The sequence below is a fragment of the Sinomicrobium endophyticum genome, from assembly GCF_052983315.1.
Window position 1 is genome coordinate 24,007 of the sequence record NZ_JBRKIS010000001.1, and the last position, 16,890, is coordinate 40,896.

Annotated in this window: 10 protein-coding genes; 3 read left to right on the plus strand and 7 right to left on the minus strand. The window is 45.9% G+C overall.

The features are described from left to right. The first annotated feature begins 338 nt into the window (after window positions 1-338). Entirely contained in the window at window positions 339-2,186 is a 1,848-nt protein-coding gene (locus tag ACVBDU_RS00120; RefSeq protein WP_447177751.1) for a metallophosphoesterase, read from the plus strand. A gap of 22 nt (window positions 2,187-2,208) precedes the next feature. Here ACVBDU_RS00120 and ACVBDU_RS00125 read toward each other — a convergent pair whose 3' ends face one another. After that, a complete protein-coding gene (locus tag ACVBDU_RS00125; protein ID WP_447177752.1) occupies window positions 2,209-3,279 on the minus strand; it encodes a phosphatidylinositol-specific phospholipase C1-like protein in 1,071 nt (356 codons plus the stop codon). Between the two features lie 476 nt (window positions 3,280-3,755). Between ACVBDU_RS00125 and ACVBDU_RS00130 the strand changes: the two genes are divergently transcribed. Next, window positions 3,756-6,794 carry a SusC/RagA family TonB-linked outer membrane protein gene (locus ACVBDU_RS00130; protein WP_447177753.1) on the plus strand — a complete coding sequence of 1,013 codons (3,039 nt, stop codon included), beginning with the start codon at window positions 3,756-3,758 and terminating at the stop codon, window positions 6,792-6,794. Beyond that, window positions 6,794-8,563: a RagB/SusD family nutrient uptake outer membrane protein gene (locus ACVBDU_RS00135; protein WP_447177754.1), complete on the plus strand. Its 1,770-nt coding sequence runs from the start codon at window positions 6,794-6,796 to the stop codon at window positions 8,561-8,563. Before ACVBDU_RS00130 ends, ACVBDU_RS00135 begins: the two co-directional genes overlap by 1 nt. 71 nt (window positions 8,564-8,634) lie before the next feature. On the opposite strand, the gene ACVBDU_RS00140 is transcribed toward ACVBDU_RS00135, so the two are convergent. The 6 genes from ACVBDU_RS00140 to ACVBDU_RS00165 all read right to left on the minus strand — a co-directional run bounded on the left by ACVBDU_RS00140 (window position 8,635) and on the right by ACVBDU_RS00165 (window position 16,833). Further along, the gene (locus ACVBDU_RS00140; protein ID WP_447175771.1) at window positions 8,635-9,381 is read right to left on the minus strand and encodes a GntR family transcriptional regulator; all 747 of its coding nucleotides are present in this window, start codon (window positions 9,379-9,381) and stop codon (window positions 8,635-8,637) included. Window positions 9,382-9,480: 99 nt separating this feature from the next. After that, window positions 9,481-11,448, minus strand: a complete 1,968-nt coding sequence (locus ACVBDU_RS00145; protein ID WP_447177755.1) for a sialate O-acetylesterase — start codon at window positions 11,446-11,448, stop codon at window positions 9,481-9,483. A gap of 25 nt (window positions 11,449-11,473) precedes the next feature. Further along, window positions 11,474-13,231, minus strand: coding sequence for a class I mannose-6-phosphate isomerase (locus ACVBDU_RS00150; protein ID WP_447177756.1), 1,758 nt, complete (start codon window positions 13,229-13,231; stop codon window positions 11,474-11,476). After that, window positions 13,206-14,159: an ROK family protein gene (locus ACVBDU_RS00155; protein ID WP_447177757.1), complete on the minus strand. Its 954-nt coding sequence runs from the start codon at window positions 14,157-14,159 to the stop codon at window positions 13,206-13,208. The genes ACVBDU_RS00150 and ACVBDU_RS00155 overlap by 26 nt, the downstream gene beginning before the upstream one ends. A gap of 99 nt (window positions 14,160-14,258) precedes the next feature. Further along, entirely contained in the window at window positions 14,259-15,635 is a 1,377-nt protein-coding gene (locus tag ACVBDU_RS00160; protein WP_447177758.1) for a sugar porter family MFS transporter, read from the minus strand. Window positions 15,636-15,645: 10 nt separating this feature from the next. After that, window positions 15,646-16,833 carry a DUF5005 domain-containing protein gene (locus tag ACVBDU_RS00165; RefSeq protein WP_447177759.1) on the minus strand — a complete coding sequence of 396 codons (1,188 nt, stop codon included), beginning with the start codon at window positions 16,831-16,833 and terminating at the stop codon, window positions 15,646-15,648. Window positions 16,834-16,890: the final 57 nt, after the last annotated feature.

The window sequence follows — 16,890 nt, forward strand, 5'->3', positions numbered from 1 at the left end:
ACGCAATAAAAGTGACGTAACTCCTTGTTTGAGGTAAGAAAATATTATATCGGGTTTCCAGGAAAATCGGTTTACTCCTCCCGATAATAGAGAACCTGGTTTTCCTCGTCCCAATCCCGGCCGGATGCTCCCTTGAGGTGCTGTATTGAAGCCTGTCGAAATAGCTGAAATAACAAACCGACGAATTATCAAAGCTATATTGCTATAATAAACTGAAGAGTTTAAACCCGAAACGGGTACCTGAAAAATAACAAAAATTTTATCACGGATCTTTCGGATAAGCCGGGAAGTTGCCGCATTTTTGTACAAAACGATTTCCGCATCACCATAATAGCACCATGAAACACCGTATTCTTCTTTCGCTTCTGGTATCACTGGTTGTTACCATACCCGGCTTTCCACAGCCTTCTCCCGACAACGTTAAAATAGCCTTCCTGGCCGATGTGCACCTCCAGGACCTCTACGGCACTTTTACCGATACGGATTACCGGGGTATACGCCATCCGGAAACAGGGAAATATATACTTTTGCGTACTATGGGTTCGCAACTGCATTCCACCCGTATATTTAACGAGAATTATTTTGCCTTCCTCAGCGCTCTCGACGATATAGCGGGGAGAGGTATTCGCCTGGTAGCACTTCCGGGAGATTACTCGGATGACGGACAAGCGGTTCATATACGAGGCCTGCAACGCATCCTGAAAAAATACAGTGACCGGTACGGTATACAATTCTTTATCACTACCGGAAATCACGACCCGGTAGGGCCATTCCGCCAGGAAGCAGGAAAAAATGATTTTCTGGGCCAGGGCGGACAAAACCAGGTAATCACCAGCAAGAAAGATCTTGTGAAAAATACGGAAGAATATGGATTACCTCTAATCGTTTCCAAAGATATTGCCAAGTCAGGCTACAAAGACATCATGGAAAGCCTGAAAGATTTCGGTTTTTCTCCTTCCCCGGAATATCTCTATTGGGCAACACCATTCAGCAATTACACCCCGGATACGTATTCTTTCCAACAGGCGCAGGAAGCAGCCCTGTTGCAAAACCGCACCTACGACGTCATTCCGGGCTTCACGGTACCGGATGCCAGCTATATTGTTGAACCGGTACCCGGTATATGGTTGCTTGCCATAGACGGGGATGTCCACATCCCGAAAGACCCTTCTGCAGATCCTTCCGTAGCGGAAAACTATTCCGGTGCAGGGACGGGATATAAAAACGTACTCACACATAAAAAACACCTTATCCGCTGGGTGGAAAAAATAGCTGCCCAGGCCAGGGAAAAGAACAAAACACTTATCGCCTTCAGCCATTTTCCCATGATCGACTTTAATGACGATGCCTCCCCCCTCCTGGAAAAACTTTTCGGAGGAAAAAAATGGCAACTGGAACGCGTTCCTCCGGAAGCCGTTGCCGAAACTTTTGCCAAAGCCGGGCTACGGATACATGTAGGGGGGCATATGCATATAAATGACACCGGTATAAGAACATATGAAGACGGGAATTGGCTCGTTAATATACAGTCTCCCTCCCCTGCCGCCTATATGCCGGGATATAAAATACTGACCATAAGGGAAGGACAACCGTTGGAAGCAGAAACCGTTTCCCTGCTCGAAGTCCCGGAATTCCGGACGCTTTTCCCCTTGTATTCCCTGGAATACGATTACCTGCAAGACCAACAGAAACCTGTTTGGGACAAGTCCATTCTCCGGACAGAACAGTATTCCGATTTCACGCTGTGGCATCTTAAAGAACTGGTAAGGCTCCGTTTTGCAAAGGACTGGCCGGAAAAGCTCTACGACTCCATTCGGATACGAAAGGGTACAGATTTTCTGTCCGTACTGCCCGAAACAGCAGCTTTTACAAAAAAGGAAATACACCTGCAATTACAAAATGCCGGTTTAACATCCGAAGATTTCCGAAAATGGGACGGGAACGACCTTTTGCTTGATTTCTATAAATTACGCAATGCGGATGTGCTTGCACTTAAAGATATTCCGGAAGAGCGTATTGCACATTATAATTTTCTAGCCGGAGCATACGGGAAGCTATCCGTTGATACGGAGTTCCTGAACCAATTAAAGACCGTATTCGAATGTCTTTATCATTTTACACACGGCGCTCCGGCCGATCGTTTTGAGATACACCTGGATTCGGGTAAACTAAAGGCAATAAAATAGCTTCCGGTTCCGCCAGGTGAAATCAGAATTCCTTAAAAAATAAAGGATTTATCCTGAAATAGGTCCCGTCTCCGAACGATACTTTATAAGATGAGTCGAAAAGACGACCGGGCAGGTAATAGTCGGTAGTAATAATCTGCGCTCCCGATCGCCGCGCTGCTTCAAAACGGGTGTAATCATTTTGCCTGGCTTCCTTTGTATTGGCATCGGCCCTGGTACGGATAATATATCCTTTTTTTACCAGTTCCCGGATACGGTTATCATAAGGATCGTTGATTATCATCGTTGCCGCTTCGGGAGTTCCGGGTTCTGCATTAATGAATAAAACGCGACCTTGCAAGGCATAGTGCCCCTTTACATAAAGCTCCCTTTTTCTCCCTTTATCGTCCAGGATAAAAAGAAACTTTCCTTTTGCCTCCTTCAGGGAAGGCCACTGTTGTTTCCGAACAGCTTCTTCCAGGGTGGTATTACTTCTCCTTACATCATCCGGCACAATCAGGTGTTTGTTTCCCAGGTGTTTCAACAGTACGCTATCTAACCGGTGAAAAGCGACTTCATCAAAAGCTTGGGGAGTTGTTCCGAAACGATTGGCATTTCCATCCTTGGCCTCAAGGGTAATAAATACGGGAGTGTGACCGGGATGCCCTTCCGACCATATGCGTAAAGCCACCAGACAATCTTCCAGCGTCAAATATTCACTGCGGAAATCTATATCCGGTACATGCAGCATTTTAAACCCGGGTAGTTTCATTTTACCATCCGGATCGTATGCAGGTTGATCGTCAACCAGTTCTAATCCCTTCGGATAGGCATATTTCCCTCCCTCATCGTCAATATACACATCCAGTTCCAGATTGCGCAGCCCCATATCCAGTTGGCGGATTATACTTACATGTTCGTATTCCAGTCCCGCTATACCCCCTGTGGTATCCTTTTCCTTCAGAAAACGAAACAGGGACGGAGCTATCGCCTTTTTGTAACTGTTATGCGATCCGATAAGCTGTATTTTATTAATGCCGAGGGCATCTGTTTGTGCATGGGAAACAAAGCTTACAGCTATCCAGATGAAAACGGTCTTAAAAAAGTATTTCATAATACCAGGAGGAGGAAATTAGATTTACAAAACAAGTTCGGCAATAATACAGAGCTTAAATTAAGAAAAGGTAAAGTAAAAAATATCTTTCCGTGAAACTGTTGTCAGCTACTCCTGCCGAAGGTTCTTCCGGTCCTTCCCGAATGTAAAATTAAGCTTAATTCCCAAGAGACGAATTTTAATAACAGGTAAATATCTCTTGCAGAAATTAATCATAAGATAACGATTTCAAAATGTTTGTCATCCGGGGCTTTTTTTACTTAGCGCATCGATATTCCGAAAAGCCTTTTAATACCATGTTCCCAAACTGCCTTGTGGTAATAACCCTATATCCCCTTAAATTTAAAAACCGATCGTATAAAAAAACCAACTCTATGTAACCAAAAACAAAGACATTTTTTGATCCGGAAAGCCATGATTATCATACATAATTGTGGAGTAAGATGATTTATCATACAACTAATAACTAAAAATTGATGTATTCTAAAACTACTTTTTCAAAATTAAAGAGCATACTTGTTTTGGGCTTTCTTGCTTTATCGCCAAGGACAGGACAAGCTGGTGAATTCTATACATTTACCGGAAATATGCGCATCGTTCCACAACAAACCATAAACGGTATTATTGTTGATGAAAACAACATCCCTTTGGGCGGAGCTAACGTTGTGGTAAAAGGTACTTCTATTGGAACCACAACAAACTTTGACGGAGAATTTGAAATACGTGCCGAAAGCGGGCAGGTTTTGCAAGTCTCCTACCTTGGTTATAAGACAAAGGAAGTTGCTGTAGAAAATACTTCCATAACCATTCAACTGGAACCGGATGCTTCCGAGCTGGGAGAAGTTGTGGTAGTAGGGTACGGTAACCAGGTAAAAAAAGACATTACCGGGTCCGTAAGCCAGATATCCAGTGAAGATTTTAAACAGGGCGTCAATATTTCCCCGGATAATCTCATCCAGGGGAAAGTAGCCGGAGTCCGTATTGTTAACTCCAGTGGAGAACCCGGGGCGGGTATTGACGTTTCCATACGGGGTATAGGCTCTATACGAAGTGGTAGTACGCCACTCTTTGTAGTAGACGGTATACCGTTGAGTAATGAAAACGTAAGTGCCGGTGGTGCCAACTTCGGGCTGGGAAGTTCCTCTCCCAAAAACCCCTTAAATTTCCTCAACACCAGCGATATCGAATCTATTACCGTCCTTAAAGATGCCTCGGCTGCCGCTATTTACGGGGCCAGGGGGTCTAACGGGGTAGTCCTTATCACTACGCGCCAGGGAAAAAAGGGAGATGCTCTTCTTACCTATGATACCTACGCGGGTTTTTCCCAGGTCATAAAAAAAATGGACCTGATGAGTGCAAATCAATACCGTGAAGCGATTACCGATCCTTCCTACGATCACGGGGGGAATACGGACTGGCAGGACGCATTGTTCCGCACCGCAATGACCCAAAACCACAACCTTTCTTTCTCCAAGCAAACCGATTCCGGAAATTACTACGCATCATTGTCTTATATGGAACAGGAAGGTATCGTGGAAACCAATGACTTTAAAAGGACCACTGCCCGGGTAAACGCAGAAGAATCTTTCCTGGATGACAAAAGGCTTAAAGTGCAGATGAACCTTACCGCCAGTGAAATCAGGGAAAACGGTATCCCGAACGGGGCAGATGCCGGTTCGGACGGACAGGTGATCGTCCATGCCCTGATGGCTAACCCTACCCGAAACGTGTTTGACGAGAACGGGCAATATACCAACTTCAACATGAATGCACACTACAATCCCCTGTACCTGCTCGACGTGTTTGAAGATAAAACCAAAACCTTACGGGTACTGGGAAATATCCAGGCCACATTTCGCATTCTGCCGGGACTGGAATACAAGTTCAATTACGGTATTGACCGTTCTACATCAGAGCGTAACTCTACAATGTACCCGAACGTAACAGACAGGACCCCGCTGGGAGCTTATATACAGAATAACCTGGAATCGCAAAGCACGTTGCTTGAGCACTACCTGACCTATAACCTGGAAACGGGGAAAAACAAATTTGAGCTCCTGGGCGGTTTCTCTTATCAGAAATTCTACTTTTCAGGTACTTCATTTTCTATCCAGAATATAGATCCGAAAGGAGAAGGCGTACCACCGGCCAATAATCCCGGGTATTCCGGGGTACAATCCGGCGTAAGCGGATATGCCCAGGAGAACGAACTGCAATCCTATTTCGGAAGGGTGAACTACAATTACGACGGCAAATACTTTGCAACAGCTTCCTTACGGGCGGACGGTTCCACACGTTTCGGCGAAAACAATAAATACGGATACTTCCCTTCCTTTGCCCTGGCCTGGGCTTTGGACCAGGAAGATTTCCTTGTGGATACCGACATGCTGGATCAGTTAAAACTACGAACAAGCTGGGGACAAACAGGTAACCAGGAAGTACAGAACAAAATTACCCAGGCCAGTTATTCCCAATCAGCTACCGGAGGGTATTACCTGTATGACGACCTGGAACTCGTAAACGGTATTGTTATCAACCGCACAGCCAATCCGGACCTTAAATGGGAAGTGGTGACACAGTATAACATTGGGGTGGATTTCAGCCTGTGGAACAGTAAACTCTACGGATCGCTCGATTACTATAACAAAACCACGACCGATGCCATTCTGAATATCCCTTCCGAGCCTCTTAGCCCGACCACAAATGTGTGGAAGAACATAGATGGTAAGATCATCAACAAGGGACTGGAATTCACATTGGGATCGCAACTGGTAAAAACCGATGAATTTACCTGGACAGCCGATATCAACGGGGCTACGCTGAACAATGTCATAGAAGACCTCCCGATATCCGAGGTATATTCCGGTAGTATCGCCGGACCGGGATTATCGGGTGTAAGAGCCAATATTTATAAAAGCGGATACGAAGCCGGTTCTTTTTTCATGTTGAAACATCTCGGATACGATGAACAAGGGAACGATATTTTTGAAGACATCAATAACGACGGGGTTATTAACAGTGATGACAGACAAATATTCGAAGGAGCATTACCAAACTTTACCTTTGGTATCAATACGGCCATGAAATATAAGAGATTCGACCTTTCCATGTCATTCATCGGACAAACAGGCGGATACCTTGTAAACAACACCAACCTGGCCCTGAATATCAACAACCTGGCTTCCGACCGTAACCTGCTGGCCAAATATTACAATGACGGAGCCAACCCGGAAAATACTCCACAACTCTCCACCTTGTACATGGAGAAATCCGATTTCCTCCGGTTAAACAATCTCCGTCTCGGATATACTTTTAATGTGGACCAACTAAACTGGATCAAGGGACTTAACATTTATGTAAGTGCACAGAACCTGTTCACCATAACCGGATATTCCGGTTACGATCCTTTGGTTAACAGTCCGCGGTCCAGCGACGGTAACCAGTCCATAGGAGTTGATTACACTACCTATCCTTCCAACAAAACCTATATGCTCGGTGCAACTTTAAAATTATAATGATGAAAAATTTAATATCTCTATCAAGAATATTCTTTTTATCCCTGTTTATCTTCAACCTTTCCGGCTGTACGGATCTCGATGAAGAGGTGATCGATGAAGTACTGGGGAATGAGAATGCCGATCCGGAAAGCTCTCTGGCGGCAGCCTATGGAAAGCTCGGCGATGCCACTTTTGTAGATCACGGGAACGTTTTTGCACTCCAGGAATACTCCACGGACGAAGCCCTGCTGCCTACCCGGGGAAGCGACTGGGGAGACGGCGGAAAATGGCGGGCCATGCACGAATTTACCTGGAAACCCGATAATGATGTGGTTACCTCAACCTGGAATAACCTCGTAAGCGGTATTACCAAATCTCTTACGGCCATTCAGGCCATAAACGCAGACGAAGGTTTTGGAGATCGGGACCTCTTTATAGCAGAAGCCAAGGGGCTGTGGGCATTTTACACTTATCACACCCTGGACCTTTTCAACCAGGCCCCTTTCCGCAACCCGTTCGAACCCGATGCCGAACTCCGGATATTACAGGCGGGAACAGCCGTAGACAGTCTTATTACGGAAGTCGAAGGTCTAATCCCGGAACTTGCCGAACTCGGAGCACAATCCACACATAACGGAAGGTTTACCAAACAGGCCGCCTATGCTTTACTGGCCGATATGTACCTCAATCGTGCGGTTTACAAAGATCGTTACAATACCTCTTCCCAGTTTAATTTCCGCGAAACTGCTGTTGATAACGACGGGACCGACCTGGATAAAGTAATTCACTATACTTCTCTTCTTATAGATGGAAATTTTCAACTGGAAAGTAATTATTTTGACAATTTCTCGATAAATAATTCGGGGGGATCAGAACTGGTTTTCGTGGTGGTCCAGGAGAATGATAACATGCGGAACAGCGACAACGATTTTGCCTATATGTCCGTCGGAAGAAACCAGAAACCTTCTCCGAATAACCGGGGTACGAATGCTTCCTGTATAACCGAAGAGTTCTACAATACCTGGAAAGATAATTTTGACGACCCCCGTTTTCACCGGTATTACCAGTACAGTGACGGTACCTGGTTTATGAATGACGGTACCACGGGCAGCGTACCCGCAGAAGACATTGTTCCCGGAAGTAACGGGTTACCCTGGTTTCATTTTAACCGCGGTTTACTTGCCGGGCAGCAATACGGACCTACGCTTACGGAAAACGGAGATTTTGTAATGACCCCGGACGGAAGGATACAGCTAAGCATGCTTTATATGGAGAAAACCACGACACTGCCTATGGATTTCACTCCGGCACTCAATTTTTCCAACCCGTCACAGGCTGTTTTTTCACAAACGGAAATTAACCAGGGTGTCAGGGTTTTCAAATATGAATTTGATCCGGAAAACGGTAATGGCAATAGCAATGTAGATATCCCTTTATATCGTCTCGGGGGTATTTACTGTATGCGGGCGGAAGCATACTTCCGCAATGGTGAAAATGCAGCGGCCCTGGCGGATATTAATATGCTCAAAACGAGCAGAACAAGGGAAGCCTTATTTAACAATGAACCCGGAAAGCCCGTTACGTCTCTTACGGAAGAGATTCTGTATAATGAAATAGGGTACGAAATGTACTGGGAAATGTATCGCAGGAAACAGATGATACGGTTTGGTACATTTGACAACCCTTACACAGCGAAACCACAAACTGAACCGTACCTGAGAATTTTTCCTGTTCCCCAGGAGACCATCGATGTCACCAAAGAGTTTTCGCAAAACCAGGGATATTGATTTTCCCAAAATAGCAACATAAGACAACAGGAGGCTTTGCCTCCTGTTCCTGTTTTATATAAAAGCGTGTACTAACGTTTAATATCTATTTCATAAGTAAAACTATCCGCCCGGTAATACCCGAGATTGTACTCTATGGGCCGGTCTCCCGGATCGCACACCAGGCGTCTTCGGAACAACAAGGGGCTTCCCGGTTTGACATCCAGTAATTCTGCCAGTTTTTTGGTTGCGGGGATCGCATTGATACGTTCTTTGGATACGGACGGAATAGTAGCGTAATCCCTTTCCAGAATTTCATAAAGGTGACGGGAAAAATCTTCCTTACCCGTAAGACCTATACGGGGATGAAAAAAGGAAATGAAGTTTACGAAAGGGCCTTTATCCAGTCCCCGGAGACGTTCCATACGGAGTACTTCCCTGCCTTCTTCTATCTGTAAAGCAGCGGCCACTTCCTGGTCTGCTTCTGTCCACGATACGTTGATCTGGTAATTTACAAATTCCACTCCTTTACTGTGCATTTCCTCGCTGAAACTGGCCCAGTTACTCAGTTTGGTGCTAAGTGTTTGTTTTACCACCCGTGTTCCCACTCCTTTTTTGCGTATCAAAAGCTTTTCATGTTCCAGCTTATTGGTAGCTTGTCGCACGGTATTCCGGGAGATACCCAGCATTTTGGCCAGTTCCACTTCTTTGGGAAGCAGCTTTCCTTCCTTGTATTCGGTCTTTTCAATAAGTTCTCTCAATAACTGTTCTACCTGTAAATGCAGGGGAATGCCATTGTGATGATCCACTTTAAATTCAATAGGTCTCTCTTTTTGCATTGTTGCTTTTTCCCTTGGAATTTGTAAAGAAACAAAGATACTAATTTTACATATCCAAATGTTCCTACATATTTAACCGTATTTGTTATACGATCCCCTTTAAAACCGGGGCGCTTTACTATCGAACAATATGCCATCGGTACTGAGTTCCCGATCGTCACTTCGAAAGGGTTCTGCCGGCAGGCCGTTCTGATCCGTGAGGTCCAAAGGTCCCGGGTTATCGCTCCAGGCATATCGCACTTCCACCGGATCTTTTAATTCCGGGCTGTATACTACTACAGTGTTCCGGCGTAAAAAAGCTTTGGCCCAATAAAATTTCCCGTCTTTACCGGCCAGTTGGAAACCGCGTATATATCCGTATTTGTCTTTGGTTTTCAGGGAATCCGTAGCCAGGGTAAAATGCACCAGGAGACTGTCTCCTTTTTTCTCCGTTTCTTTAAACCGGGGAGCCTGTGCCGGGTATTTCCCGTCATAACCGAGGTTCATAGCCAAAGCACCGAGACGTTTACCCACATCCGCCTTATTCCGGGGATGTATATCTTCGGCTTCTCCAATATCTATCGTTACCGCCATCCCCGTATTCGGCAATGCCTGTGCCATACTCTGGGCTTCCCGGAGTTCGGCCCAGGGCGACGGCCCGGGAATTTCAGGTTCTTTACCGTAATTCGCCAGTTGCACCCATAAAAAAGGCATTTCATTGTTAAAATGATTTCTCCAGTCCCGGATAAGTGCAGGGAATAATTCCCTGTATTCCGCCGCCCTTTCGGCATTGGATTCTCCCTGGTACCAGATCGTTCCCTTTACATGCGAACTTGTAAGGGGTGCCACATTAGCATTGTATAGCACCCCCGGGGAAGAAAACGGAGTAATGTTGACCAGTTCCTGTTCCGGGAATTTACCGGTATCGATCTGTAATCCTTTCCTGTAGTGCCACTTTCCCCAAAGTATATTATTCCCCCAGAAAGCAGAAGTTGTAAAACCTCCTATTCCCCCGGCATCAAAAACACGTACGGCCAGTACATTGCCTTTCTTTTTAAGAATACCGGCAGGTACCTGGTAATTCCTGTGATTATGCCTGCCAAACGTTTCACCGATACGGTGTCCGTTTACCCAGCTAATATCATAATCATCGATTTGCAGCAATTGTAAATGCAGGGAATCTCCTTTAAACCCTTCCGGAAGGTCAAAACTCTTCCTAAACCATACGGCGCCGTCAAAATCTTTCAGGGCTTTCTCTTCTTCCCAGGTATTGCCGGCAACTTCCAGGGTATCCCAGGAAGAGATATCTGTTTCCGGTAGGTACCATTTTCCGGTTACCCCGGGCCCGGTGTAATAATACTTGTTATACCAATGCTTTTTGCTTTTCTCAAATGCCCTCCGGACATCGGCAAAACTTCCCGTATGTTTTATTTCCTCTTTAAACTGGGGAAATGCTTCCAGGGCTTCGTTACTCATCCATGTTTCTATGGCTGTTGCTCCCAGGTTTACACTGATCAGGCCTATCGGGACACCGCTTTCCTGCTGAACAAATTTCCCGAAATGATACCCTACCGCGGAAAATCCTGCAATATTGTCCGGGTCAGGAACCATCCAACCGGAAGAACTTATATCCTCTCTCGGCCGGTAATCCGTTTCCGGGTTTACTTTTAAGAGCCTTATTTGTCCTTTTTCAAGCCATACAGTATCGGATTCCCGGTAAGGTGTTTGTATCAACGGCCATTCCATATTGGATTGCCCGCCACAAAGCCATACATCTCCCATCAAAACATTTTCCAATTCTATACTCGACTCCCCGTCACTTATGCTGACGGAATACGGTCCTCCTGCCGGTAAAGCGGGTAATTGCAGTTTCCATTTTCCTTCCTTATTTGCCCTGGTATTCTGCTGCACCCCATCTATTTCTACCTGTATTTCCTGCCCGGGAGTACTCCATCCCCATAAGGTTACCGGAGCATCGCGTTGCAATACCATGTTATCGGTAAAAAATGCGGGCAATCGAAGTTCCTGGGCATAGGCGGTAAAAGAAATGCCCAGGATAAACTGCAATAACAATAGGGATCTTATCATCGGTCTTTTAAATTTGTTTGTTCTATTATGCTCTCACAAAAGCTTTCAGGGTAGCACATTCTCCACCTTCGGACGCTCCGCTGGGACGTATGGTATAATCCCCGACTTCAGCAGGAATTATAAAAGTTTCCGCATAATGTACCACAAAAGGTTCAAACTTATCTTCCGGACTCTCTACCGTGGCTTCCCGCCCTTCCACCAGGTTGATCACATTGACACTGCCAGCGGTGTTGTGCGGTACTTTTCCGGTAAACCAATGCCGTCGCGTTTCGATAAAATCAGAAACGTACAGGCCGGTCTTTTCTTCTTTCCAGCCTTCTCCTTGTGCTACTTCTTCGATACGGTTTACCAGGTTGTCCTTTGTCCACTGCTTTCTCCGGCTCCAGTCGATAACATTTTCGCCGTGAAACAGGTGTATCGGCCTTGGCTTTCCGTCCAGTCCCAATCTACCCCAGTCCCACAGTTTAAAGGTAAAAATATACGGAGTGGCACTGATTTCGAGTACTACGCTGTTTGCTCCCGAACAATGTACCGTGCCCGAGGGGATCAGGTAGTGATCGTGTTTCTTTACAGGCCATTTATTCACATAGGCTCCCGCATCGAAAGTTCCGCCCTGTTCCCGGGCATTCTTCAGGTCCGCGATCATTTTTTCCGGATCAGTCTCATCCCGGATACCCAGGTACACTTCGGCACCTTCCCCGGCATCGAGGATATAATAACTTTCGTCCTGGGTATAGGGCATACCGAACTGTTCTTTTATATATGCTTTGGTCGGGTGTACCTGTAAACTAAGGTTTCCGCCTTCCATCGTATCCAGGAAATCGAACCGTATGGGGAACTCGGCGCCGAATTTTTCATAGACCTGTTGCCCCAGTAACGGTTCCGGACGGGTGAGCACCAGGTTTATGGAAGGCGTTTCGAAAGTAATTCCCCCGAAATCAAAGAGCAGGCTGTTCTCTTCCGGAACACAGTCGAATCCCCAGGCGAAATTCAATTTGTTCCTGTCGAGATCGATGACCTCTTTCAGCCATTGCCCGCCCCAGGGCCCCGGATCGAAAAACGGGACAACGCGAAAAGGTTGCCTGCTGGCTGTTTCCAGTGCATACTTCAGCGCTTTACCGGAAATCATCTTAGGATCTGAGGACCGGACGGTATCGACAAAAAAATCTGTTTTTTCAAAAAGGGCTGTTTTATGCCTGTCCAGCACTCTCCAATCTACAAAAAAGGATTGTTTGACCCGTAAAGCAAATTCCTCTTCCTTATTGAACACCCCGAGATTATTCACCTCATGCCTGCGCATACGAAGCTGCAATTCCCACCGGGGCATATCCATATATACCAGGAGATCATTTTTGTCACACCAAAAGCTCGCTCCCGGACCCAGTACAACCTGTATCCCGTCACTTTTTCTTCCGGTCTCTTCCCGTAACCTCCGGCAATTCTCAGGATCGAAAAAATCTTTTAGGTCCAGGTCTGTCATATACCCGAAGACCCTGTCGTCCGTAACATAGGGATAGACCATTTTCTCAATTTCCGGGGCAGGTTTCATCGCATCGGTACTGTCGTATATTTTGCAGGAACCGAATACTTTTTTAAGGGCTGTCTTTATCTCTTCGGTATCGACACCCTGGTAGATTTCGATAACGATCTTCCCCTTGTCTCCTGCTTTGTCTTTTATAGTACGGCATATAGCTTCCCAGCCACGTATACATTCGTATTTGCTTCCACTAACCCGTATTCTGGGATACTTGTCGTAATTAGATGTTATTTTTTTTCCTTTCATTGTTTAATATGTAACTTGTTCCTAATATTCCTGCTGTTTCTTTTTTGCTGGCAACCACTATAGGCAGACTTCCCGATGGTATCCAGCTGTGTTTTTCCACTATTTTTTCTATTCCCGGAAGTATATCTTCTTTACTTTTCATAATACCTCCCCCGATAATTATTTTTTCCGGATCGTAAGCGTGAATGAGATTTACAACACCGGTTCCCCATGCCTTTATACTTTTGTCCCGCACCTCCATAGCCATCCTGTCCCCGGAACGTGCAAAACGGAAAATACTTTCGTAATCCGGGTTTTCTTCATGGTACAGGGCGCTCCCTGCATAATCCTTACTTTTTTCCAGGTGTTTTTTCAATGCCCAGGTAGACGCCATACTTTCCACGCATCCGATGTTACCGCAATTGCATTCCGGCCCGTTATAATCTATACTCATATGTCCGCCCAGGTTCCCCGCGAGAAAGTTTTTGCCCCGCAACAATCTTCCTTCTATGAGTACTGCCGATCCGACCCCCGTTCCCAGGGTGATCATTACGAGATTGTCACACCCCTTTCCCGCACCATACTGCCATTCTCCCAACAGGGCCGCACGGGCATCGTTTTCCAGGGCTACGGGTAATCCCCAGTTTTCCTTTCCCCAGCTTTCAAAATCCGTCTGCCCTGCACCCGGGTATTTTACGTAATCCGACAGTACCGTGTTCTTCCCGGCATCCACTATTCCGGGAAAGGCTATACCTATACCTTTTACACGGTATTCCTTATTGTTACAAAGTTCGTTTACCGGAACTGACAGGTCTTTCAGCACATGGTACAGACTACGTCCTGATCTGGCATCGAAAGACCGGCTTTCCCGGATATTCCCTTCTTCGTCTGCCAGTCCCATTTTTATACGGGTTCCTCCCATATCGATGCCGATATTCACACTTATCATCTGTTAATTTTTTAATTCGTTTTTCATAAGTCGGGCCTTATTCTGTTAAGAATAATCAGAACGGTATTATGAAACTTATGTTAATAGGCATTTCATAAACTATTCTTCATCGGATTCGATCCAGCCTTTTTCTATCTGTTCCAGGCTTTTCCCTTTGGTCTCGGGGACAAATTTCCAGGTAAAGAGCAGCAGGAATACGGAATTAACCATAAATATCCAGAAAGTAAAGGCTCCTCCCAGGCTGTCCAGCATCACCGGGGTAAGCTGGGTAATGAGTATGACGCCTATCCACAGAATTAATGTGCAGAACGACATGGCTATCCCCCTGATCTTAGTGGGAAATATCTCGGCGATCATCACCCAGGGGATAGGCCCCAGGGAAGATGCAAAACACGCTATAAACCCCAGAACAAACAGTATAAGCCAGGGGCCTTTGGTGATTTCGAAATAAAAACAAATACCTATGGCAAACAGGCACAGTACCATTCCGGACACACCCCACAATAACAGTTTTTTACGTCCCGTTTTGTCAATAAGCCACAGGGCGACAAAAGTGAAAGCCGTGTTGATTATCCCGATAAAAATAGTCTGGTAAAATGCCGATTCCACTGCAAAACCTATGCTTTTGAATATCTCGGGAGCGAAATAGATAACGGCATTGATCCCCGTAATTTGTGAAAACAAGGCCAGGATGACCCCAACGATAAGGGCCAGTCGTAATCCTTTGCCGAAAAGGTCGCTCCACCTGCCAGATTCCATATTGAGGGTGCTCCGGATCTCTTTCCGGATAGCTTCTGCCTTATCTCCGTTTATCCGGTAAAGTATTTCTCCGGCCTTTGTATCCTTACCTTTTTTCATAAGCCACCTCGGGCTTTCGGGTACGGTGAACAGCAGTACGAAAAAGATTATGGCCGGTATAACCTCCGAGCCTATCATGTATCGCCACCCGTATTCCACATTCCACGCATTGCTTCCGGAAACGGAGATCAGGTAATTGACAATGTAAATAATATTGATACCGAATACAATGGCCAGTTGATATACACTCACTAACCGCCCCCTGAACTTTGCCGGGGCGACTTCCGAAATGTATAGCGGGGACAACATGGAAGCTGCCCCCACTCCTATTCCGCCGACAAGCCGCGCTATTATAAAACCGTTCAGGTCCGAAGCAACGGCAGATCCGAGGGCCGAAATAAAAAATAACAGCCCGGTGATAATAAGTACTTTCTTCCTGCCGAAACGGTCGCTGACGTAACCGGCTACTGCCGCACCCAGGATACACCCCCAAATGGCGCTACTGGCCGCCCAGCCCACAAGGGCCGGACTTAGGGAAAATTTCTCCTGGAGATAGCCGATCGCCCCTGCTATCACCGCCGTATCATACCCGAATAACAATCCGCCCAGGGCTGCCACTACGGTTATGCGGATAATATAGCTTCGGGATGTTCCCCCATTATTATTTTGATCCTTCATGTATCTTATTTTAGTTCCCGGAGTCGAATTTAATACGGATAAACCTCGGTCTGTACAGGTGTGGGTTATCTCCGATAACATCGAAAAACTTAAAACTGTTGACATTGTAACTTACGAGTAATTCTCCTTCCGCAGAAATTGCCGGGTGAGCTTTGGCATTGTATGTAAAAAGGTCCGGATCGCTTATGTCCTCCGAAGTATTCCATATTTCTTTTACTTCTCCGAACGGGCCATAGGGAGCTTCCCCGGTTTGCATATATATATTCGGAAAAATTCCCCCGTACTGGTAGATAAGGGCATAATGCCCGTTGGGCAGCCGGGATACGCTAAGCTCGTTAGATACGCTGTCCGCAAGAGCAGTCATTTGCTCCCTGTCTTGGGTCCAGCCGTCTGTCTTCCGGAATTCCCAGGCGTTGAAATCTTCTATTTCCTCATATTTTACCCGGGCGCATACGAGTTCTTTGTGCTGTCCCCGAACACCGTATACATACACATATTCTTCTTCCTCTCCATCATATATTCCCACTCCGAAAGATATCTTACCCGAATCATCCCCGGAAGTAAAAAAGGGTATCTCCGAGGAACGGGGCTTTTGAAAAGGTATTTTGCTTTTATCATCTATTACCAGGAGGTCGTTCCCCACTTCTTCGAACGGCAACAGGTCGTCCGTATGGGTATTGCGGATGCGATAGGCAAATACATATAGCTTTCCTCCTGCTTTCCTGTTTACAAAACCGTCGCCCAGCCAGTAGTATTCTTCATTATCCGTATCCGGCACTAACATGGTCGTAGCTTTTCCTTCGCTGTCTTTAGCCAGGAAAAACGATGTGCTTGCCGGGACATCTCCTTTGCGGTACAGCGCCATAGAATTATTCACCATACTGTAACCCGGCACCAGGGAATCCCCGATGATTTCCCCGACCATAGTGTCACTGAACAGAAAAACAATACTATCTGCTTCTTTACTGTTGTCTTCCCCGGAATAAGGTATGGCAAAAATACCGTCCCCGCCGAACCAGCCGGAATCTCTTTTAAATACCGCCGTCCATTCCGGCGCCCGTTCTACGGTAAAGGTGATTTCTTCCGGAGAAGGATCATCTTCTGTATTTTTATCCCGGGTATCATCTTTACAGGAAGTAAAGAGAACGGTAAATATCCCGCCGAAAATGCTTATATATTTTCTTTTTTTAAGATTCATTATACACATTGTTTTGGTTGTCATCTTTTGGTTTAATCCCATTAAATGGGTCTAATT